This is a genomic window from Bradyrhizobium sp. NBAIM01, assembly GCF_020194115.1.
In the GTDB taxonomy this organism is placed as follows: Bacteria; Pseudomonadota; Alphaproteobacteria; order Rhizobiales; family Xanthobacteraceae; genus Bradyrhizobium; species Bradyrhizobium yuanmingense.
Window position 1 is genome coordinate 1 of sequence record NZ_JADYVU010000007.1, and the last position, 17,949, is coordinate 17,949.

General features: G+C 64.6%; 19 protein-coding genes. 9 read left to right on the forward strand and 10 right to left on the reverse strand.

What is annotated here, in order from left to right:
* Positions 1-75 precede the first annotated feature (75 nt).
* Complete coding sequence (locus I6F31_RS22230; RefSeq protein ID WP_225186110.1) at positions 76-339, reverse strand: hypothetical protein; 264 nt, start codon at positions 337-339, stop codon at positions 76-78.
* A 140-nt stretch (positions 340-479) separates the two neighbouring features.
* Complete coding sequence (locus tag I6F31_RS22235) at positions 480-1,286, reverse strand: creatininase family protein (RefSeq protein WP_225127055.1); 807 nt, start codon at positions 1,284-1,286, stop codon at positions 480-482.
* 153 nt (positions 1,287-1,439) lie between these two features.
* Between I6F31_RS22235 and I6F31_RS22240 the strand changes: the two genes are divergently transcribed.
* The 6 genes from I6F31_RS22240 to I6F31_RS22265 all read left to right on the forward strand — a co-directional run bounded on the left by I6F31_RS22240 (position 1,440) and on the right by I6F31_RS22265 (position 6,836).
* Positions 1,440-2,462: an ABC transporter substrate-binding protein gene (locus tag I6F31_RS22240; RefSeq protein WP_036014224.1), complete on the forward strand. Its 1,023-nt coding sequence runs from the start codon at positions 1,440-1,442 to the stop codon at positions 2,460-2,462.
* 191 nt (positions 2,463-2,653) lie between these two features.
* Positions 2,654-3,469 carry an ABC transporter ATP-binding protein gene (locus tag I6F31_RS22245; protein ID WP_225186111.1) on the forward strand — a complete coding sequence of 272 codons (816 nt, stop codon included), beginning with the start codon at positions 2,654-2,656 and terminating at the stop codon, positions 3,467-3,469.
* A complete protein-coding gene (locus I6F31_RS22250) occupies positions 3,466-4,284 on the forward strand; it encodes an ABC transporter permease (protein ID WP_057027478.1) in 819 nt (272 codons plus the stop codon). The genes I6F31_RS22245 and I6F31_RS22250 overlap by 4 nt, the downstream gene beginning before the upstream one ends.
* The gene (locus I6F31_RS22255) at positions 4,284-5,273 is read left to right on the forward strand and encodes a 2-hydroxyacid dehydrogenase (protein WP_057027479.1); all 990 of its coding nucleotides are present in this window, start codon (positions 4,284-4,286) and stop codon (positions 5,271-5,273) included. The genes I6F31_RS22250 and I6F31_RS22255 overlap by 1 nt, the downstream gene beginning before the upstream one ends.
* Entirely contained in the window at positions 5,273-5,965 is a 693-nt protein-coding gene (locus I6F31_RS22260) for an AprI/Inh family metalloprotease inhibitor (RefSeq protein WP_225186112.1), read from the forward strand. The genes I6F31_RS22255 and I6F31_RS22260 overlap by 1 nt, the downstream gene beginning before the upstream one ends.
* Before the next feature lie 166 nt (positions 5,966-6,131).
* Positions 6,132-6,836: a tetratricopeptide repeat protein gene (locus tag I6F31_RS22265; RefSeq protein ID WP_225186113.1), complete on the forward strand. Its 705-nt coding sequence runs from the start codon at positions 6,132-6,134 to the stop codon at positions 6,834-6,836.
* 4 nt (positions 6,837-6,840) lie between these two features.
* Here the strand turns inward: I6F31_RS22265 and radC are convergent, their stop codons facing one another.
* The 4 genes from radC to I6F31_RS22285 all read right to left on the reverse strand — a co-directional run bounded on the left by radC (position 6,841) and on the right by I6F31_RS22285 (position 11,642).
* Positions 6,841-7,554, reverse strand: a complete 714-nt coding sequence (radC, locus tag I6F31_RS22270) for a DNA repair protein RadC (protein ID WP_225186114.1) — start codon at positions 7,552-7,554, stop codon at positions 6,841-6,843.
* A gap of 132 nt (positions 7,555-7,686) precedes the next feature.
* Positions 7,687-8,949 (reverse strand): adenylate/guanylate cyclase domain-containing protein, encoded by a 1,263-nt coding sequence (locus tag I6F31_RS22275; protein ID WP_225141005.1) that lies wholly within the window; start codon positions 8,947-8,949, stop codon positions 7,687-7,689.
* Between the two features lie 373 nt (positions 8,950-9,322).
* Positions 9,323-10,141 carry a type I methionyl aminopeptidase gene (map, locus tag I6F31_RS22280; protein ID WP_036014218.1) on the reverse strand — a complete coding sequence of 273 codons (819 nt, stop codon included), beginning with the start codon at positions 10,139-10,141 and terminating at the stop codon, positions 9,323-9,325.
* Positions 10,142-10,325: 184 nt separating this feature from the next.
* Positions 10,326-11,642, reverse strand: a complete 1,317-nt coding sequence (locus tag I6F31_RS22285; RefSeq protein WP_225172568.1) for a mechanosensitive ion channel domain-containing protein — start codon at positions 11,640-11,642, stop codon at positions 10,326-10,328.
* Positions 11,643-11,850: 208 nt separating this feature from the next.
* Between I6F31_RS22285 and I6F31_RS22290 the strand changes: the two genes are divergently transcribed.
* Entirely contained in the window at positions 11,851-13,644 is a 1,794-nt protein-coding gene (locus I6F31_RS22290) for a potassium/proton antiporter (RefSeq protein ID WP_225186115.1), read from the forward strand.
* Positions 13,645-13,780: 136 nt separating this feature from the next.
* Entirely contained in the window at positions 13,781-14,041 is a 261-nt protein-coding gene (locus I6F31_RS22295) for a PepSY domain-containing protein (RefSeq protein ID WP_036026416.1), read from the forward strand.
* A gap of 15 nt (positions 14,042-14,056) precedes the next feature.
* On the opposite strand, the gene modC is transcribed toward I6F31_RS22295, so the two are convergent.
* From modC to mepA, 4 genes are all read right to left on the reverse strand, one after another.
* Positions 14,057-14,719 carry a molybdenum ABC transporter ATP-binding protein gene (gene modC, locus I6F31_RS22300; RefSeq protein ID WP_036014214.1) on the reverse strand — a complete coding sequence of 221 codons (663 nt, stop codon included), beginning with the start codon at positions 14,717-14,719 and terminating at the stop codon, positions 14,057-14,059.
* A gap of 2 nt (positions 14,720-14,721) precedes the next feature.
* The gene (gene modB, locus I6F31_RS22305; protein ID WP_225114603.1) at positions 14,722-15,417 is read right to left on the reverse strand and encodes a molybdate ABC transporter permease subunit; all 696 of its coding nucleotides are present in this window, start codon (positions 15,415-15,417) and stop codon (positions 14,722-14,724) included.
* A gap of 67 nt (positions 15,418-15,484) precedes the next feature.
* On the reverse strand, positions 15,485-16,270 hold the full coding sequence (gene modA, locus I6F31_RS22310) for a molybdate ABC transporter substrate-binding protein (RefSeq protein WP_225186116.1): 786 nt from the start codon (positions 16,268-16,270) through the stop codon (positions 15,485-15,487).
* Positions 16,271-16,595: 325 nt separating this feature from the next.
* Complete coding sequence (mepA, locus tag I6F31_RS22315) at positions 16,596-17,540, reverse strand: penicillin-insensitive murein endopeptidase (RefSeq protein ID WP_225186117.1); 945 nt, start codon at positions 17,538-17,540, stop codon at positions 16,596-16,598.
* A gap of 128 nt (positions 17,541-17,668) precedes the next feature.
* On the opposite strand from mepA, the gene I6F31_RS22320 reads away from it, so the two are divergent.
* The gene (locus tag I6F31_RS22320; protein ID WP_225186118.1) at positions 17,669-17,935 is read left to right on the forward strand and encodes a hypothetical protein; all 267 of its coding nucleotides are present in this window, start codon (positions 17,669-17,671) and stop codon (positions 17,933-17,935) included.
* Positions 17,936-17,949: the final 14 nt, after the last annotated feature.

The window sequence follows — 17,949 nt, forward strand, 5'->3', positions numbered from 1 at the left end:
GGGCACGACACGGGGTGGATGAGGCGCCCGTGTCGGACGCGGGATCCACGTGGAGATCGGCCTCAGATAGTCAGATCAGTAGCAGGTGCGAACGCGGCCGACGTACTGGCCGAAGGCGTTGTACTGGGCGACCCAGCCGCAGCGGTGATAGCCGTGGTAATAGGGATCGTTGCTGGCGGCGATCGCGGAGCCGACGACGGCGGCGGTGGCGATGCCGGCACCGACGCCCCAGACCCAGCCGGGCTGCTTGGCTTCGGCCGAGGTGGTGGTGGATGCGATGCTGCCGGCAACAGTGAGAGCAGCGAAAGCTGCGGCGGCAATCTTGGTCTTGATCGACATGTGAAACTCCATCCGGGGTTGAGGCGGTCCGTTGTGGCCCGCGTGCCCAGTTGGACGGAGGCTGCTCGCGTCCGGTTCGAAGACTGCAAATGCGCTCGCGAAGAATAGATCTTTCTTGAATGAATCCAGGAAGATGCCCCCTAGCCGAGGGGACCCTTGGCAAGCCTGTTCACGTCGAAGTTATCGACCTCACCCAGCAGCTCGCAGAACGCCGTCGCGCCCTGATCGAGCAGCTGCTCGCCCTTCTCTGGCTGCGCCAGCGTCGCGTTGCCGACAGCACCGCTGGTGTTGAGATCCTGCGCCTGCCAGGCGAACGGCGCCGGCCGCTGCGTCGACAGCCAGCGATATTGCTGCTCGATGGCGATGCTGCTCGCGGGAAAATCGGCGATCGCATCCTTGCGCACCTGATCCGGATAGCGCGCCAGCATGATCGAGGTCTCGACCGCGCCGCCGTGAATGCCGTGCCGCACTTCATCGGCCGGGAACAATTTGTCCGCGCCCGAGAGCCGCGACCACGACGTCGTCACCACGAACAGCTTGTGATGCGCGCGCAGGTCCTGCGCAACCAGCATCATGGCTGCGCTATTGCCACCATGGCTGGTGACGATGACGAGCTTCCTCACGCCGCGGCGTGCAACGTCCGCGCCGATCGCTGCCCATTTCCTCAGCGCGATTTCAGTCGGCAGCGTCTGCGTGCCCGGATAGTCGATATGTTCGGTCGAAATCCCGACCCGTTCGACCGGGAGGAAGCTCGCCGGAATGCTGGTGGGTAACAGCTGGCGCACACGTGCGAGGTAGGCGTCCGCGATCAGCACGTCCGTCGTCAGCGGCAGATGCGGGCCGTGCTGCTCGGTTGCCGCCAGCGGCAGCACCGCGATCCAGCGCGACGCCTCGTCCGGGCTCGCATCAGCCCAGTCGATGTCGATCCAGTCGCGGGAGGGCGTCATCGAGGTTTCCTTGCCCGAATTTGTCACGTAATTTGCGGTATGAGGGGATGCGGGCCCGGGCGGCTCGCATCCCCTGATGTCATGCGGTTCTATCGCGTTGCCTTCACCCGGACCAGTCGCGATTGGGCCAGCCACGATCGACGGAGTGCCAATATGACCCCCTTTCATCTGCGGCGAGCGTTAGTTGCGGGCTTGTTGGCCGCTCTTGCCTCCTTTGCGCCGGCGCGCGCCCAAACGCTCGACAAGGTCACCTTCGGCACCAACTGGGTCGCCGAGGCCGAGCATGGCGGCTTCTTCCAGGCGGTCGCCGACGGCACCTACAAGAAATACGGCCTCGACGTCACCATCGTCCCTGGCGGCCCGAACGAGAACAACCGGATGCTGCTGATCGCCGGCAAGATCGATTTCTTCATGGCCGCGAACACGCTGATGTCGTTCGATGCCGTCGCCAACAACGTTCCCGTCATCACCATCGCCGCGATTTTCCAGAAGGATCCGCAGGTGATGCTGACGCAGCCCGACGCCAAGGTCGCCAAGATCGAGGACCTCAAGCCGCTGACGCTGTTCGTCTCCAAGGAAGGCATGACCAGCTACTTCCAGTGGCTGAAATCCGAATACGGCTTCAGCGACAAGAACGTCCGCCCCTATAATTTCAATCCGCAGCCCTTCATCGCCAACCCGAAGAGCGCGATGCAGGGTTACGTCACCTCCGAGCCGTTTGCGGTGGAGAAGGCCGCCGGCTTCAAGCCCAATGTGCTGCTGCTCGCTGATTACGGCTTCAACACCTATTCGACGCTGATCGAAACCCGCCGCGAGATCGTCGAGAAGAAGCCTGACCTCGTGCAGCGCTTCGTCGATGCCTCCATGATCGGCTGGTACAATTACCTCTACCGGGACAATTCCGCCGGCAACGCCCTGATCAAGCAGCTCAACCCGGAGATGACCGACGATCTCCTGGCCTATTCCGTCGTCAAGATGAAGGAGCACGGCATCGTCGATTCCGGCGACAGCTTGAAGAACGGCATCGGCGCAATGAGCGACGAGCGCTATGCCTCCTTCTTCAACAAGATGGTCAAGGCTGGGGTCGTGAAGGCGGATCTCGACTACCGCAAATCCTACACGCTGCGCTTCGTCAACAAGGGCGTCGGCGTCGAGCTGCGCCCGAACAAGCCGTAAATGTTGAGATCAGGCACGCCGGTGAGGCTGGCGCCCACCTCTCCCGACGGGAGAGGTCGCATCGCATCGCCAGATGCCGTGCGGGTGAGGGGTAACGCTCCCTCGTTGGACCTGAGGCCCCTCACCCGGCGCTGCGCGCCGACCTCTCCCCGCTGGGGGGAGGTGACGTGCCCCGCCATGTTCAGCGCGTGATGACAGAGAGCAGAACCGCGCCCGCGGTCGAGGCCAGCCTGACGCATCTCGCCGTCAGCCTGCGCGGCGTGACGAAGGTTTACGACAACGGCGTGATGGCGCTCGGTCCGTTCGACCTTGCCGTCCGCAAGGGCGAGTTCATCTCGCTGCTGGGACCCTCCGGCTGCGGCAAGTCGACGGTGTTGCGGCTGATCGCCGAGCTCAGCGCGCCGTCGTCGGGCACGGTGCGAGTGGCACGGCACGAGGGCGTGCCACAGCCAGGTCACGGCATCGGCTTCGTGTTTCAGGAGCCGACCCTGATGCCCTGGGCCAATGTCCGCGAGAACGTGCGCCTGCCGCTGAAGCTCGGCGGCGTGCCGAAGGCGGAGGGGCGCGCGCGTGCCGACGCGGCGCTGGCCAGCGTCGGCCTTGCTGATTTCGCCGATGCCTTTCCGCGCGAGCTCTCCGGCGGCATGAAGATGCGGGTGTCGCTGGCGCGTGCGCTTGTCACCGATCCCGAGATCCTCCTGATGGACGAGCCGTTCGCCGCGCTCGACGAGATCACGCGCTTCCGCCTCAACAACGATCTGCTGGCGCTGTGGCGAGGCTTACGCAAGACCGTCATCTTCGTCACCCATTCGGTGTTCGAATCCGTCTATCTGTCGCAGCGTGTCGTCGTCATGACGGCGCGCCCCGGCAGCATCCAGGCCGACATCCGCATCGAGACGGTCGAGCCGCGGGGCGAGGAGTTTCGCACCTCGACGGCCTATTCCGATTATTGCCGACGCGTGTCGGCCGCGCTGGCGCCGTCCTATTCGGGGCAGTCGACGCTATGAACGCTCAAGCTCCCGTGCCCGCAAAATCGTCCGGCGCGCAACGCGCGATGCGCTTCGTGCTGCCCGTCATCGTATTCGCAGCCGGCCTCTTTGCCTGGGAACTCGTGGTCCGCATCAGGGAGATCCCGCCTTACGTGCTGCCGGCGCCCTCCGTCATCGTGCTGACACTGATCAAGGACTGGGCGGTGCTGTCACAATCGCTGGCGACCACGCTTGTCACCACGCTCGAAGGTTTTGTCGCCGCCAGCATCGGCGGCATCGCACTGGCGCTGCTGTTCAACCAGTCGAAATGGGTGGAATATTCGCTGTTCCCCTATGCCATCGTGCTCCAGGTGACGCCTGTCATCGCGATCGCGCCGCTCTTGCTGATCTATCTGGAGCAGCAGACCGCGGTGGTCGTCTGCGCCTTCATCGTCGCCTTCTTCCCGGTGCTGTCGAACACCACGCTCGGGCTGAACTCGGTGGACCGCAACCTCGCCGGCCTGTTCCAGCTCTATGGCGCATCGAAGCCGCAAACCCTGCGCTTCCTCAAGCTGCCGGCGGCGCTGCCCTACATTCTCGGGGGCCTGCGCATCGCCGGCGGCCTGTCGCTGATCGGCGCGGTCGTGGCCGAGATCGCGGCCGGAACGGCCGGCGCCGGCTCCGGGCTCGCCTACAGGATCGCCGAGTCAGGCTATCGCTTGAACATACCCCGCATGTTTGCCGCGCTGCTTCTGTTGTCGCTGGCCGGGATTGTCATCTATGGGGTGCTGGCGCTAGTTTCCCACCTCGTTTTACGGCGCTGGCATGAGAGCGCGCTTGGAAAGGAAAACTGATGGCTGCCGGTTCGATTTCGTCCGAAAAGATCGACCTTCTGATCTATGGGCCGGTGCGGCCGATCCTCGAGAACGGGTTTTCCGATCATTTCGTCGTGCACAAGGCAGAGACGCGCGGCGATCTCGAGCGGCTGACGCCGGCGGTCCGCGACAAGATCCGCGGCGTCGCGGTGACCTACCACACCGTGCGCGCGGACAAGGACTCGCTGTCGCAGCTGCCGAAGCTGGAGATGGTGGCGAGCTTCGGCGTCGGCTACGACCACATCGATGCCAAATATGCGGCCGAGCACGGCATTATCGTGACCAACACGCCCGACGTCTTGACCGAGGAGGTCGCCGACGTCGCGATGGGCCTTCTGATCTCCACCTTGCGCGAGTTCATCAAGGCCGACCGCTATGTCCGCTCCGGGCTCTGGCAGACCCAGAACTATCCGCTCAGCGTCGGCTCGCTGCGCGACCGCAAGGTCGGCATCGTCGGCATGGGCCGGATCGGCCAGGCCATCGCGCGCCGGTTAGATGCCTCGCTGGTGCCGGTGGTCTACCACTCCCGCAATCCCTCCAAGGACGTCTCGTACAAGCACTATCCTGACCTGATCGAGATGGCGAAAGCGGTCGACACGCTTGTTGTGATCGTGCCCGGCGGTGCCAGCACCAACAAGATGATCAATGAAGAGGTGCTCAAGGCGCTCGGCCCGCGCGGCGTGCTGGTCAACGTCGCCCGCGGCTCGGTGATCGACGAGCCGGCGCTGATCCAGGCGCTGAAATCCGGCACCATTCTCGCCGCCGGGCTCGACGTGTTTGCGGCCGAGCCGAACGTGCCCGACGAGCTCAAGACCATGCAGAACGTCGTGCTGCTGCCGCATATCGGCTCGGCCTCGGTGGTGACGCGCAACGCCATGGACCAGCTCGTGGTCGACAATCTCAAGGCCTGGTTCGCCGGCAAGGCGCCGCTGACGCCGGTTGCGGAAACGCCGGTCAAGGGACGCTGATGATCGCTCGTCGCCTTCTCGCATATGTCGTTGCGGCCTGCCTGAGCGCGATCGGCATCGCGCATGCGCAGGATGCGGCGAGCCTGAAGAAGCAGATGCCCGGACAATGGGAGCTCTCGACCACCGAGCGCAGCAAGACCTGCGTCGTCACGCTGAAGGCTGACGCCGCAGGCCAGGGTTTCAAGCTGGAGCTGGAGCCGTCCTGCAAGACCGCGCTGCCCTTCACCAAGGACATCGTGGCCTGGAGCGTGAGGGGCCTCGACATCGTGCGCCTGCAGGATGCGACCGGCGAAGCCGTGATCGACTTCACCGAGGTCGAGGCCGGCATCTTCGAGGGCCTGCGCCAGGGCGAGGGCGTCTACATCCTGCAGGATCTCGCCGCCGCGCGCTCGATGGCGAAGTCAATGGACCAGATGATCGGCGATTGGTCGATGGTGCGCCGCAACGGCCAGCCGGTGTGCGGGCTGACGCTGACCAACACCGAGGCTGATGCGGACAATTTCCAGGTTTTCCTCAAGCCGAGATGCGACGCCACGATCGCGCAGTTCAACCCGACGCAATGGCGCCTCGAGCGCGGCCAGATCATCCTGATGTCGAAATCCGGCGAAGCCTGGCAGTTCGAGGCCGACGACAACGCGCAGTGGCGCCGCGTCCCCGACACCGCCGATCCCCTGATCATGCTGAGGCAGTAGGGCGTCGGCCGAGACCGCTAAGGCGGTGCGGCGTTTGGTCGTGCCCTGACGGGACGAACTCGGATGGGCCAAAAATCGCCTTGACCCCGGAATATTGCCGGCTCGAACTTTTCTCGCATCTGGAGAGACCAAGACAGGAATCGTTCAAACTCGATCGGGCTTTGACATGAAATTCGTTGCCCTGGCCTTTTCGTGCCTTCTGCTTGTCGCGGCGCCCGCCAGCGCGAATGACACCCGCACCTTCAATGCGATGGTTGCGTTGGCCAATCGCGGAGATGCGGAGGCGCAATATCATGTCGGCATGATGCACAATAACGGCATCGGCACACAGCAGGACCGCAGCCAGGCATTCGAGTGGTTTCAAAAATCGGCTGCGGCCAACGATCCGCTCGGAGCCTACAAGCTCGGCTGTTATTATGACGGGCAAGGCGTGGGCGTCGTCGCAACAAATCCGGATCAGGCATTGAAGTACAAGCTTGTGTCCGCCAAGGCCGGTTACGCGCGTGCCCAGCACGACGTCGCTCTCATGTATGACCGACAAGGGAATTCGGAAGAAGCGCTGAAATGGTGGAAGATGGCGGGCGACCAGGGTCTCCCCAGCGCCCTCTTCAGCCTGTCCCGCGCATATTCCGCAGGAAAGGGCACGCCGAGGGACCTGTCCCTGTCGTATGCCTATTTCAAGCTCTCGAAGGTGGCGCCGGCCAAGAATGTCAACGAGATGGCTTCGATGTTATCGAAGCCTGAGCTCGAGAAGGCCGAGAAACTGGTTGCGGAATGGAAGCCGCAACCGACCGCTCTGACGCTGAAGGCATTCGCCGGCATCACAGCCGCGGAAAACCACTTGAAAGCCGCCAAGAACCAGGCGTTCTGATCGTCTAGATCAACCGCAACCCCCTCAAGCTCGCATGCCCGTTCTTGCCGACGATGATGTGGTCGTGCACGGCAATCCCGAGCGGTTTTGCGATGTCGATGATCGCCCTGGTCATCTGGATGTCGGCCTGCGAGGGCGAGGGATCGCCGCTGGGGTGGTTGTGCACCAGGATCAGCGCGGTCGCGGACAGCTCGAGCGCGCGCTTGATCACCTCGCGCGGGTAGACCGGGGTGTGGTCGACCGTGCCGGTCTGCTGCACCTCGTCGGAGATCAGCTGGTTGCGCTTGTCGAGGAAGAGCAGGCGGAATTGCTCCTTGTCGGCAAACGCCATGCTTGTGCGGCAATAGGCGATCACCTCGTTCCAGGATGACAGCGCGTTGCGGCTGTTGACCTCGCCCTTGGCAACGCGATGCGCGGCCGCGGCGATCAGCTTGAGCTGGTTGATCGCGGACTCGCCGACCCCCTCGACCTCCCGCAAGCGCGCCACTGGCGCATGCACGACCTCGGCGAACGAGCCGAAGGTCTTGATCAGCGTCTTCGCCAGCGGCTTGGTGTCGCGCCGCGGCAGCGCGGCAAACAGCGCCATCTCGAGCAGCTCGTAATCGCTGAGCGCATCCGCGCCCGCGCTATAGAAGCGCTCGCGCAGCCGCTCGCGATGGCCGTGATAGTGCGGCGTGTCGTCAGGTCTGCTCTTGTCGTGGTCCGGCTTGGCGGGCATCGGCCGCCAGCATTGCCGGGGATGGTGGTTTTTGCAACCGTCAATTGCGCGCGCCTTGCATAGGTGCGCTTCCGGCATGAAGCGGATGATGATCAGCCGACCGTTTTTCCCGCCCTTCGTCTCAGCTGGCGATCATGGGCCCTGGTGACGCCAGAAGCTATCGTTGGGCACGACGCCTGCGGGATCGGCAGCCAGGTCCGGCCTGATACGATCGAGGAAGTACATCGGGGTGGGCCCCTTGCCCTTCACCTCGATGCTGCCGCGCGGTTCGCAGGTGAAGCGCGCTTTGACCACGTTCCAGGTCGCCTCGGCAATGTTGATCCGTCCGGGATCGGCGGCCGCCTGCAGACGCGCGGCGACGTTCACCGCGTTGCCCCAGATATCGTAGCTGAACTTGCGCGTTCCGACGACGCCAGCGATGACCGGGCCGGTGTTGATGCCGATTCGCGCCATCCAGAGCGGCAGCCTCAGCCGTTCGCGCTGACGGTTCGCCTTGGCGAGCAGGTCCTGAATCTCGAGCGCCGCCAGCGCGGCATCGACAGCGTGCGTCCGGTTGATCTCGGGCAGGCCGCCGGCACAGAGATAGGCATCGCCGATGGTCTTTATCTTTTCGAGCCGATGGCGCGCAATGATCTCGTCGAACGTGCTGTAGTACTCGTCGAGCTGGTGCACGACCTGCGCCGGCTCGATCGCCTCGACGTGCCGGGTGAAGTCGGCGAAATCGACGAAGAGGATGCTGACCGACTGGTAGAAGCGCGGCCGCACCTTCGCGTTGGCCTTGAGCTCCTCGGCGATCGCAGGGGGGAGGATGTTGAGCAGGAGCGCATCTGATTTGCTCCGCTCCGCCTCCGCCATTGCGCGCGCCTTGTCGAGCTCGGCCAGCATCTCGTCGCGCTCGCGGAGTCTACGTCTGAGCTCGAGCTGAGCCACGGCCTGACGCGAGATCCGCCGCACTGCTTCTTGCTGCTCGAAGCTGAGCTCGCGCGGCTCGAAATCGATGACGCACAGCGTTCCGAGCGCGTATCCCTCCTCGCTGATCAGCGGCATGCCGCAATAGAAGCGCAGCCCGAACTCGCCGGCGACCAACGGCGAATCGCTGAACCTCGGATCCTTCGTGAGGTCAGGCACATACATGAGATCGTCATGGCAGATCGTCGCCTGGCAGATCGAGATCTCCTTGGGCACGTGCGTAAGGTCAGGCGGCAGGCCGCACTTGGCCTTGAGCCATTGTCGCTTGTCGTCGAGGAAGGTCAGCAGCCCGGCGCTGCAGCCGCAGATCTGCGCCGCCAAGTCCGCCAGTTCATCATAGGCGATCTCCGGCGGCGTATCGAGAATGCGATAGGTTTCGAGGGCTTGCTGCCGCGCCTGCTCGTTGTCCGGCAGGTAGATCTTCATGTCGTCCGCCACCGCTCGACAGAACCCGCCATGACCATATCTCCATGCCCAGTCAAGACGCCTGCATTAGAACACCGGAGGCGGATCATGGAAAGGTGCGACTCCCTGCGCAGTCAGCGAAACCGACGTGATTGTGGTCATGCTTTTCCTATCATGCACGTGCTTTCACCTCGACGTCGGCCGGCTGTTGCCCGTCGCGTGCGTCTCAGCGCTGTTGTGGGGGGCCTTCTGGCGAAGGCAAGATCTGGGACGATCAACCGAGACCCGGACTCGGGCCCAGGTCAGTAAGCGCGTCCTCGACGCGTTGGTGCGCAAAGGCAGAATCGCCACCCGCCAAAGGGGGCCGCCGATAGCAATAGCCGACGCACCGGGCTCACCCGATCTGCTTCTCGCCGTGCCGCGCCGATAGCGTGAAGATCTCGACGCCGGTCGCCGTTACGCCGACGGAGTGCTCGAACTGCGCCGACAGCGAGCGGTCGCGGGTCACCGCGGTCCAGCCGTCGGACAGGATCTTCACGTGCGGCTTGCCGAGATTGATCATCGGCTCGATGGTGAAGAACATGCCGGGCTTGAGCTGCACGCCCTCACCGGGCCGGCCGATATGGATGATGTTCGGCTCGTCGTGGAACATGCGCCCCAAACCATGGCCGCAGAAATCGCGCACCACGCTCATGCCCTGCGGCTCGACGAAGCTCTGGATGGCGTGGCCGATGTCGCCGGTGGTGGCGCCGGGCTTCACCGCGGCGATGCCGCGCATCATGGCTTCATAGGTCACCTCGATCAGCCGCTCGGCCTTGCGGGCGATTGGGCCGATCGCATACATCCGGCTGGAATCGCCATACCAGCCGTCGACGATGAAGGTGACGTCGATGTTGACGATGTCACCCTCCTTCAGCGGACGGTCGCCGGGCATGCCGTGGCAGACAACATGGTTGAGCGAGGTGCAGGTCGAGTAGCGGTAGCCGCGATACATCAGCGTCGCCGGATAGGCACCATGGCTGAAGGCGAAGTCGCGGACGAATTCGTCGATTCTGGAGGTCGGCACGCCCGGCCCGACGATGTCGGTGAGCTCGTCCAGGCACCTGGCCACCAGCGCGCCCGCCTTGCGCATGCCGGCAAAGGCGGCCGGCCCGTGCAGCTTGATCTGTCCGGTCTTGCGCAGGGAGGTCTCGGTGGCGTCGACGTAGCTCATGCGTGTCAGGTCTTCTCGGGCTGATCTCGATATCGGCGGAAAGGCTTGATTTCACGCCCCAATTTAATGATTGGCGGCCTTCATGCAAGCCGAGCCAAGCGTTTTCGAGCGAAGTGGCTACCGGTTCGCGTGAAGAAAACGCGTCAAAACAAGAGCCCTACCAGCCTTGGCTTACGAAAACGTCTTAATTCGGGACTTCCACGGCGGTTTCCACCGGCAGGGCGCCGCCGCGGATGCGGATTTCGCGGACGGGATAGGGAACCCGGATGCCCTCGCGCTTGAAGGCGTCCCACAGCTCCAGCATCACGTCGCTCTTGACCTTGTCCATGCCGTCGGGGTCGGCGATCCAGAAGGTCAGCGAGAACTTCATCCCGGCTTCCGCGAACTCGGTCAGGAGACAGGTCGGCGGCTTGCCCTTCTGCGCGCGCGGATGAGCGGCGGCGGTCTCGGCGGCGAGCGTACAAACCAGCTTCGGGTCGGCGTCGTAATTGGTGCCGAAGGCGATCTTCACCAGCGTGTTCTTGTCGGTATAGGTCCAGTTGACGACCTTCTGCGTCACCAGATCCTCGTTCGGGACCAGGAATTCGCGCCCGTCTCCGGCAGCGACGGAAATATAGCGCGTCTTCATCGCGCTGATGCGGCCGGTATTGTCGCCGATGGTGACGAGATCGCCGGGCTTCACCGACTTGTCGGCGAGCAGGATGATGCCCGAGATGAAATTGGCGACGATCTTCTGCAGGCCGATACCGATGCCGACGCCGACCGCGCCCGAGAACACCGCGAGCGCCGACAGGTCGATTCCGACCGCGCCGAGCGCGATCACGATGGCGACCGTGAGCAGCCCGATGCGGATGATCTTGACCAGCAGCACCTGCACCGACGGCGTCAGGTCGGTGGTCGAATTGATCCGGCTCTCGGCGAAATTGCTGGCGATGTTGGTGAGCCAGAGCGCGATCAGCAGCAGCGCGCCGGCCTTCAGCGCCAGGAGGGGGGTCAGCCTGAGGCCGCCGAGCACGATCGCGAAGGAATCCAATAGGTCGACCGTCGCATCGAGCTGGCCGACGATGGAGAGCGCGGCGATGAACCATGCCGTGATCGACACCAGCTTGACGATGAAGGCGTTGCGCAGCACCGAGGTCACGAGCCGGATCACCAGCCAGGCGAAACCCAGCTTGGCTGCGACCATCAGCAGATAGGAACGGCTCGGCCAGGTCGCGTGATACATCACCACGCGCGAGACGATCACGAGCAGCGTGAACACCGCCGTCGAGGCGCTGGCGACCATGACCCGGACGAAATGCCGGAGCGGCAGCGGCCAGCGCATCGCCAGCGAGGTCAGGTCGGCACGGCTGCGAATGGCGGCCTCCGCGGCATAGGCGATGCCGGCGGCGGCCAGGATGAGGCCGAATTGCAGGTAGAACCAGGGTGAGGAGAATTCTGCCCCGACGCTGCGTGCGGTGGTCTGCACGAACTCCATGAAGTCTTTGAGGTCCATGTCCATCGGGTCTCGTCGGCAAGCGGGGAGGAATTGATTCGAGGGCGCCGGACAATCCCACAAAGGACGCGGCCGGGCCATCGATACACCGTGAAGTGAAGCGCGTTAAGGCCGTAAAATGCGGGCAGATTGCCGCGAAGAGCGAAAATGGGTTGGCGCGCGAGTCCACCGACGATAAGGATGAAATTCCAGCGATTTCTTACCCGGAAGGTGGATGGCTTCCCTCGACTCCGTCAGTCTCGCCATATTGCTCGGCGCCGTCCTCGTCATGGCCGGCATCCTCTCCAGCCTGCTTGCGCTGCGCTTCGGCGCGCCCTTGCTGCTCGTCTTCCTCATCATCGGCATGCTCGCCGGCGATTCCGGCCCAGGTCAGCTCCAGTTCGATGACGTCCGCACCACCTATCTGGTCGGCTCCGTCGCGCTCGCTTTGATCCTGTTCGACGGCGGCCTGCGCACGCGCTTTGCCAGCATCCGCACTGTGCTTGCGCCGTCCGTGGTGCTCGCGACCGCAGGCGTGCTGCTGACCGCGCTGGTCACGGCGCCGTTCGCCAAATACGCGCTCGACCTCAACTGGTCGGAGTCGCTGCTGGTAGGCGCGGTGGTGGCCTCGACCGACGCGGCCGCTGTATTCCTCTTGGTGCACACCCAGGGCCTGCGTCTGCGCCCGCGCGTCGGCGCGACGCTGGAGGCCGAATCCGGCACCAACGATCCCTTCGCGATCTTCCTCACCTTGATGCTGGTCGAATACATCTCGGTCGGTACCAGCTCGCCCGGCCATGTGCTGATGGAGTTCATCCAGGAGGCGGTGCTGGGCGCCGTCGTCGGCGTCATCGGCGGCCGCCTCGTCGTCATCGCGCTCAACAAGGTCGCCCTACCGCAGGGCCTGCATGCGCCCTTCGTGACCACGGCCGCGCTCGTCATCTTCGGCGGCTCGCAGATCATGCACGCCTCCGGCTTCCTCGCCGTTTATCTCGCCGGCATCATCATCGGCAACCGGCCGACCCGCGCGCATAATTCGGTGGTGACGTTCCTCGACGCCGCGACCTGGCTGGCGCAGATCGTGATGTTCGTGCTGCTCGGCCTTCTGGTCTCGCCGAGCCGGTTGGGTTCCAGCGTGCTGCCAGCGGTCGCCGTCGCGCTGGTCTTGATGCTGGTGGCGCGCCCGCTCGCGGTGTTCGTGTGCCTGTCGCCGTTCCGCTTCAACTGGCGTGAGAAGATCTTCATCGCCTGGACCGGCCTGCGCGGTGCGGTCGCGATCTTCCTGGCCTCGATCCCGATGCTGGTCGGGCTGCCCAAGGCCTATCTCTATTTCGACGTGGCCTTTGTCGTCGTCATCATCTCGCTTCTGCTGCAAGGCTGGACCTTGGCGCCGGCCGCGCGCAAGCTGCACGTGGCGCTGCCCCGCGCCGACCGCGGCCCCCGCCGCGTCGAGCTCGATCTGCCCGGCCAGCTCGAGCAGCAGCTGGTCGGCTATCCGGTGCGGCCCAAGAGCCTGTATTTCCGTCGCGGCCTGATCCCGTCCTGGTCCAAGCCGACGCTGGTGATCCGCAACGAGCACATCCTGACGCCGGCGGAGGCCGATCCGATCGCACCGGGCGACTACATCTATCTGCTGGCGCCGCCGGAAAAGGCCGAAGCGCTCGACCGTTTCTTCGTCGACATGCAGCCGAGCACCGCGCCCGATCCGCATCTGCTCGGCGACTTCATTGTCTCCGGCGAGCACACGCTCGCCGAGCTCGCCGCGATCTACGGTGTGAAGGTCGGCGAGGACGACGGCAAGCTGACCCTGGCAGATTATTTCGACGTCCATCTCGACCACGCGCCGAAAGAGGGCGCCGAGCTGCCGCTGGACGAGATCGTGCTGGTCGCACGATCAATCTCCGGCGGCCGCGTCAACGTCGTCGGCCTGCGTCTGCCGGAAGAAGACGAAACGCCGCCGCCGCTGACCCGCGCGCAGGCCGTGAGAAAGAAGCTCGCCGATGTCTGGACTTCGGTCGCCGGAGTTTGACTTGCGAAGAGGAACTGCCACCAAATCGCCGCAACCGCCGAAGTTTTGCGCGGCTTCGTGACATCCGGATCCGGAACGCTCCGCATTGCCTCTCGTTCTAAGCTGTATAGAAGTTTGGACTGACAGGAGTACGCCAATGCGAAAGTTCGTCCTTCCGATCGCGACTGTCCTCGTGCTGGGCGCAGCGGCGCCGGCTATGGCCTACGACACCGGCGATCAGATCTCGATGCAGGTTGCGCTTGACGTCGCGACCGATCTTGGCGTTGCGACGGTGTCGCACACGAACTTCCTCGGCGACGAATGGCAGATTGAGGGCCGCGACCGCGCCGGCCGCTGGATCGAGGTCGATGTGGATGCCCGGACCGGCGAAGTGCGAAACGTCGACCGCGGCTGGTAGCGGGGGTTGGCCCGATCACGTCAGCACCTTCACCCCGCCGAACGACGTCACCCGCCCCTGCTTCAGCATCACGATCTGCGTCGCGAGCTGGCGCAGCTCGGCGACGTCGTGGCTGACATAGACCATCGGCACATTGGCCTCGTCGCGCAGCCGCACCAGGTAGGGCAGGATCTCGAGCTTGCGGCCCTCGTCGAGCGCGCCGAGCGGCTCGTCGAGCAGCAGGAGGCGCGGCTTCGACAGCAGCGCGCGGCCGAGCGCGACGCGCTGGCGCTCGCCGCCGGACAGCTTCCCGGGACGGCGATCCCTGAGCGCGCCGATGTCGAGCAGGTCGATGATGCGCTTGTGCTGCGCCGGATCGGGCGCAAGCCCGTTCATTCGCCGTCCGTAATCGAGGTTCTGCGCCACGCTCAGATGCGGAAATAGCCGCGCATCCTGGAACACGTAGCCGATGCGGCGGCGGTAAGTGGGCACGTGAATGCCGGCCGCGGTGTCGTCGACGATCTCGCCGTCGATCGCGATGGTGCCGCGATCAGGCCGCAGCAGGCCGGCGATCATGTTGACCAGCGAGCTCTTGCCGGCGCCCGAGGCGCCGAACAGCCCGATGACGCGCCCCTCGCTGCTGAAGGAAGCGGACAGCGAGAATTCACCGAGCTGTTTTTCGACGTCGACGCGCAGCATGGTCAATTCCCGTGCAGGCGCTGCGTGGCGCGGCGGGCGAACCATTCGGCCGCGATCAGCGCGCCGATCGCGAGCACGATCGAGACGATCACGAGCCGGCCCGCCGCGGCATCGCCGTCCGGCGTCTGGATCAGCGAATAGATCGCGGACGAAATCGTCTGGGTCTCTCCTGGAATGTTGGAGACGAAGGTGATGGTGGCGCCGAACTCGCCGATCGCCTTGGCAAAGCCCAGCACCATGCCAGCGAGCACGCCCGGCAGCGCCAGCGGCAGCGTCACCGTGAAGAACACTTTCCACGGCGCTGCGCCGAGCGTCTCCGCAGCCTGCTCGAGCCGGCGGTCGATCGCCTCGATCGACAGCCGCATCGGCCGCACCAGCAGCGGAAACGCCATCACGCCGCAAGCGAGCGCAGCACCGGTCCAGCGGAACGCGAAGACGATGCCGAGATGGTCGGCGAGAAAGCTGCCAATGAGGCCTTTGCGACCGAAGCTGAGCAGCAGCAGATAACCGGTGACGACGGGCGGTAGCACCAGGGGCAGATGCACGAGTGCGTCGAGCACCGACTTGCCCCAGAAATCACGCCGCGCGAGCAGCCACGCCAGCGCAATGCCGAACGGCGTCGCGACCAGCGTGGCAATGACGGCGACCCTGAGCGAAAGCAGGATCGCCGTCCATTCGGCGGGAGAGATGTCGAACATCAAGCCGTCATATCAGGTCGCAGAAACAGGTTGCAAAATCAGGTTTGCAGGAATCAGGTCGCAACAATCAGGTTGTGGGGCTGATCAGGAACTTGAAGCCGTATTTTTCCAAGATGGCCTTGGCCGCCGCCGAGCGCAGGAAGGCGAGATAGCCGTTCGCCTCCGGCTTGGCGGTGCTGGTCGCCGCGACCGGATAGATGATCGCAGGATGCGAATCCGCCGGGAAGGTGCCGACGATCTTCACGCCCGGCTCGACCTTGGCGTCGGTCGAATACACAATGCCGAGCCCGGCCTCGCCGCGGGCGACCAGTGTCAGCGCCGCGCGCACGCTCTCGGCCATGGCGAATTTCGGCTCCGCGGCCTGCCAGGCCTTGAGCTTTTCCAGCGCTGCCTTGGCGTATTTGCCTGCAGGGACCGACTTGACGTCACCGGTCGCGATCCTGCCGTCGCCGGCGAGCTTGGCGAGGTCGAAACCTGGCGCGATCGTCACGCTGTCAATCTTGGAATCCTTCGGCGCGATCAGCACGATGCTGTTGCCGAGCAGATTCACTCTGGAAGGCTCGTTGATGGTCTTCTTGGCGATCGCGTAGTCCATCCAGTCGGTGTCGGCCGAGACGAACACGTCGGCCGGCGCACCCTGCTCGATCTGCTTGGCCAGCACCGAGCTAGCGGCGTAGCTGACGCTGAACTTGACGCCGGTCCTGGCGGTGTAGGCGGCGTCGATCTCGTCCAGCGCGTTTTTCATCGAAGCCGCGGCGAACACGGTGATGGTCCTGTCCTGTGCAGTGGCCGACGAAAGGCTGGCGCTCGCGAGGATGACGAAGGCGGTGAATAGTCCAGCAATACGAATCATGAACAGCGCTCCGTGCGAGCTTGCGCGGACGATGCACGCGCAAATCTGGCGTTGGTGGTCTGATGCGACGGGCGGACGCGCTGTTCCACGGCGCCACGGTGGCTTACGGCCAGCGTGGGATATCGCAGCTGCGAAGATAGCAGGCCAGGTCGGAAGGTCAAACCTGATGCGTCATCCCGGGGCGCGCAGCGCGAGCCCGGGATCCATAGCCACAGGATTGTGTTTGGTGAAGGCTCGCAGTGGGCACCTCGCGCCATAACCACGTCTTGTGGTTATGGGTCTCGGGCTCGCTTCGCGCCCCGGGACGACGTCCGTGGGCGAGCCCTTACGGCTTCACATCCCCTGCATGCAGCACCGCCTTGCAGGCTGCCGGCATCTGCGCAAGCGTCATCGGCGGCTTCGGCTTGGGCGGCTCGGGCGGCGGCTTGGGGTGCAGCACCGCATCGGAGAACCAGTAGGCGAGATCGGCGGGCTTGCAGCCTTCGTCCTCGGCCTGTGACGGCTGGCCCTCGCATTCGCCGGCCCCGGCCGGGCAGTGCATGCGGATGTGGAAGTGGTAGTCGTGGCCCCACCAGGGGCGGATCTTCGACAGCCAGGCGCGGTCGCCCTTGGCCTCGCGGCACAGCGCCTTCTTGATCGCGGCGTTGACGAAGATGCGCTGCACGGCGGGCTCTCGCGCCGCGGCGCGCAGCACCAGGAGGTGGCCTGGCGTGAACACCTTGGGGTCGATGTCGAGCCGGTCCTGGCGCACCATCATCACCGCCGACATTTCCTCGCGCTCCTCGCGCGAGAGCCGGCGGTCCGGCATCGGCGTCAGCCAGATGTCGGCGTCGAGACCGATCTGGTGGCTGGCATGGCCTGACAGCGCCGGCCCGCCGCGCGGCTGGGCGATGTCGCCGACCAGGATGCCGGGCCAGCCTGCGTCCTTGTGCGCCTTCGCGGCAAGCCGCCTGATCAGCGCGATCATGTCGGGATGACCGTAGCTGCGATTGCGCGACAGCCGCATCACCTGCCAATTGTCGCCGTTGACCGGCATCTGCGCGGCGCCGCCGATGCAGCCCCTGGTGTAGGAGCCGATGACGTGGGCCGGCCCCTTCGATGGCAGCAGCTTGCGCGCGAACAATTCCTTGGCGGCGAGATCGGGGTCGTTGGGATTGGCGAGCGGCGGCAGCGGCTTCGGGTTGATGCTGCCACGGTCCTGGGCCAGCGCGCCACCGGCGCCCAGGCAGACGAACGAGAGCAGGAGGAGGGTGATGCCGCGGCGACTCATGCTGACGCTCTTATAACCCAATGCTGCACCAGGGTTAAGAACGAGGCGACGACGCCGGCTCATCGCAGCGCGCCCCGAATCGCGTCTCGACCCGCCGCTTCTTAAGGGTGTAATAACCGTATCCTGCATTGACCAAAATTCGTGCGCAGCGCGCAGAAAATTTTGCGGTTCGCATGCAATCGCGCGCAATTTCGGAACCGATTCAGGCGCGCGCGCAATTTTGCGCCAGATCGCTCATTGATTGCGGCGCCGCACTCAGTCTGATGGCGCCTGCCGCCGCTCGCCACGCCGCGCAAACAGGCAGTAAGCGCGCCGCGCGCGGCTGGCTAAGATTACTTTTTTTTCAGACACTTGCCTCAAAACTTGCGGCCGCTGGACGCGACTGGGACGAGTGAAGTTGAGTTTGGGG

What these genes read in the sequence shown, in the direction of transcription:
- I6F31_RS22230 (WP_225186110.1), bottom strand. Translation starts at nt 339, where the DNA reads ATGTCGATCAAGACCAAGATTGCCGCCGCAGCTTTCGCTGCTCTCACT.
- I6F31_RS22235 (WP_225127055.1), bottom strand. Translation starts at nt 1,286, where the DNA reads ATGACGCCCTCCCGCGACTGGATCGACATCGACTGGGCTGATGCGAGC.
- I6F31_RS22240 (WP_036014224.1), top strand. Translation starts at nt 1,440, where the DNA reads ATGACCCCCTTTCATCTGCGGCGAGCGTTAGTTGCGGGCTTGTTGGCC.
- I6F31_RS22245 (WP_225186111.1), top strand. Translation starts at nt 2,654, where the DNA reads ATGACAGAGAGCAGAACCGCGCCCGCGGTCGAGGCCAGCCTGACGCAT.
- I6F31_RS22250 (WP_057027478.1), top strand. Translation starts at nt 3,466, where the DNA reads ATGAACGCTCAAGCTCCCGTGCCCGCAAAATCGTCCGGCGCGCAACGC.
- I6F31_RS22255 (WP_057027479.1), top strand. Translation starts at nt 4,284, where the DNA reads ATGGCTGCCGGTTCGATTTCGTCCGAAAAGATCGACCTTCTGATCTAT.
- I6F31_RS22260 (WP_225186112.1), top strand. Translation starts at nt 5,273, where the DNA reads ATGATCGCTCGTCGCCTTCTCGCATATGTCGTTGCGGCCTGCCTGAGC.
- I6F31_RS22265 (WP_225186113.1), top strand. Translation starts at nt 6,132, where the DNA reads ATGAAATTCGTTGCCCTGGCCTTTTCGTGCCTTCTGCTTGTCGCGGCG.
- radC (WP_225186114.1), bottom strand. Translation starts at nt 7,554, where the DNA reads ATGCCCGCCAAGCCGGACCACGACAAGAGCAGACCTGACGACACGCCG.
- I6F31_RS22275 (WP_225141005.1), bottom strand. Translation starts at nt 8,949, where the DNA reads ATGAAGATCTACCTGCCGGACAACGAGCAGGCGCGGCAGCAAGCCCTC.
- map (WP_036014218.1), bottom strand. Translation starts at nt 10,141, where the DNA reads ATGAGCTACGTCGACGCCACCGAGACCTCCCTGCGCAAGACCGGACAG.
- I6F31_RS22285 (WP_225172568.1), bottom strand. Translation starts at nt 11,642, where the DNA reads ATGGACATGGACCTCAAAGACTTCATGGAGTTCGTGCAGACCACCGCA.
- I6F31_RS22290 (WP_225186115.1), top strand. Translation starts at nt 11,851, where the DNA reads ATGGCTTCCCTCGACTCCGTCAGTCTCGCCATATTGCTCGGCGCCGTC.
- I6F31_RS22295 (WP_036026416.1), top strand. Translation starts at nt 13,781, where the DNA reads ATGCGAAAGTTCGTCCTTCCGATCGCGACTGTCCTCGTGCTGGGCGCA.
- modC (WP_036014214.1), bottom strand. Translation starts at nt 14,719, where the DNA reads ATGCTGCGCGTCGACGTCGAAAAACAGCTCGGTGAATTCTCGCTGTCC.
- modB (WP_225114603.1), bottom strand. Translation starts at nt 15,417, where the DNA reads ATGTTCGACATCTCTCCCGCCGAATGGACGGCGATCCTGCTTTCGCTC.
- modA (WP_225186116.1), bottom strand. Translation starts at nt 16,270, where the DNA reads ATGATTCGTATTGCTGGACTATTCACCGCCTTCGTCATCCTCGCGAGC.
- mepA (WP_225186117.1), bottom strand. Translation starts at nt 17,540, where the DNA reads ATGAGTCGCCGCGGCATCACCCTCCTCCTGCTCTCGTTCGTCTGCCTG.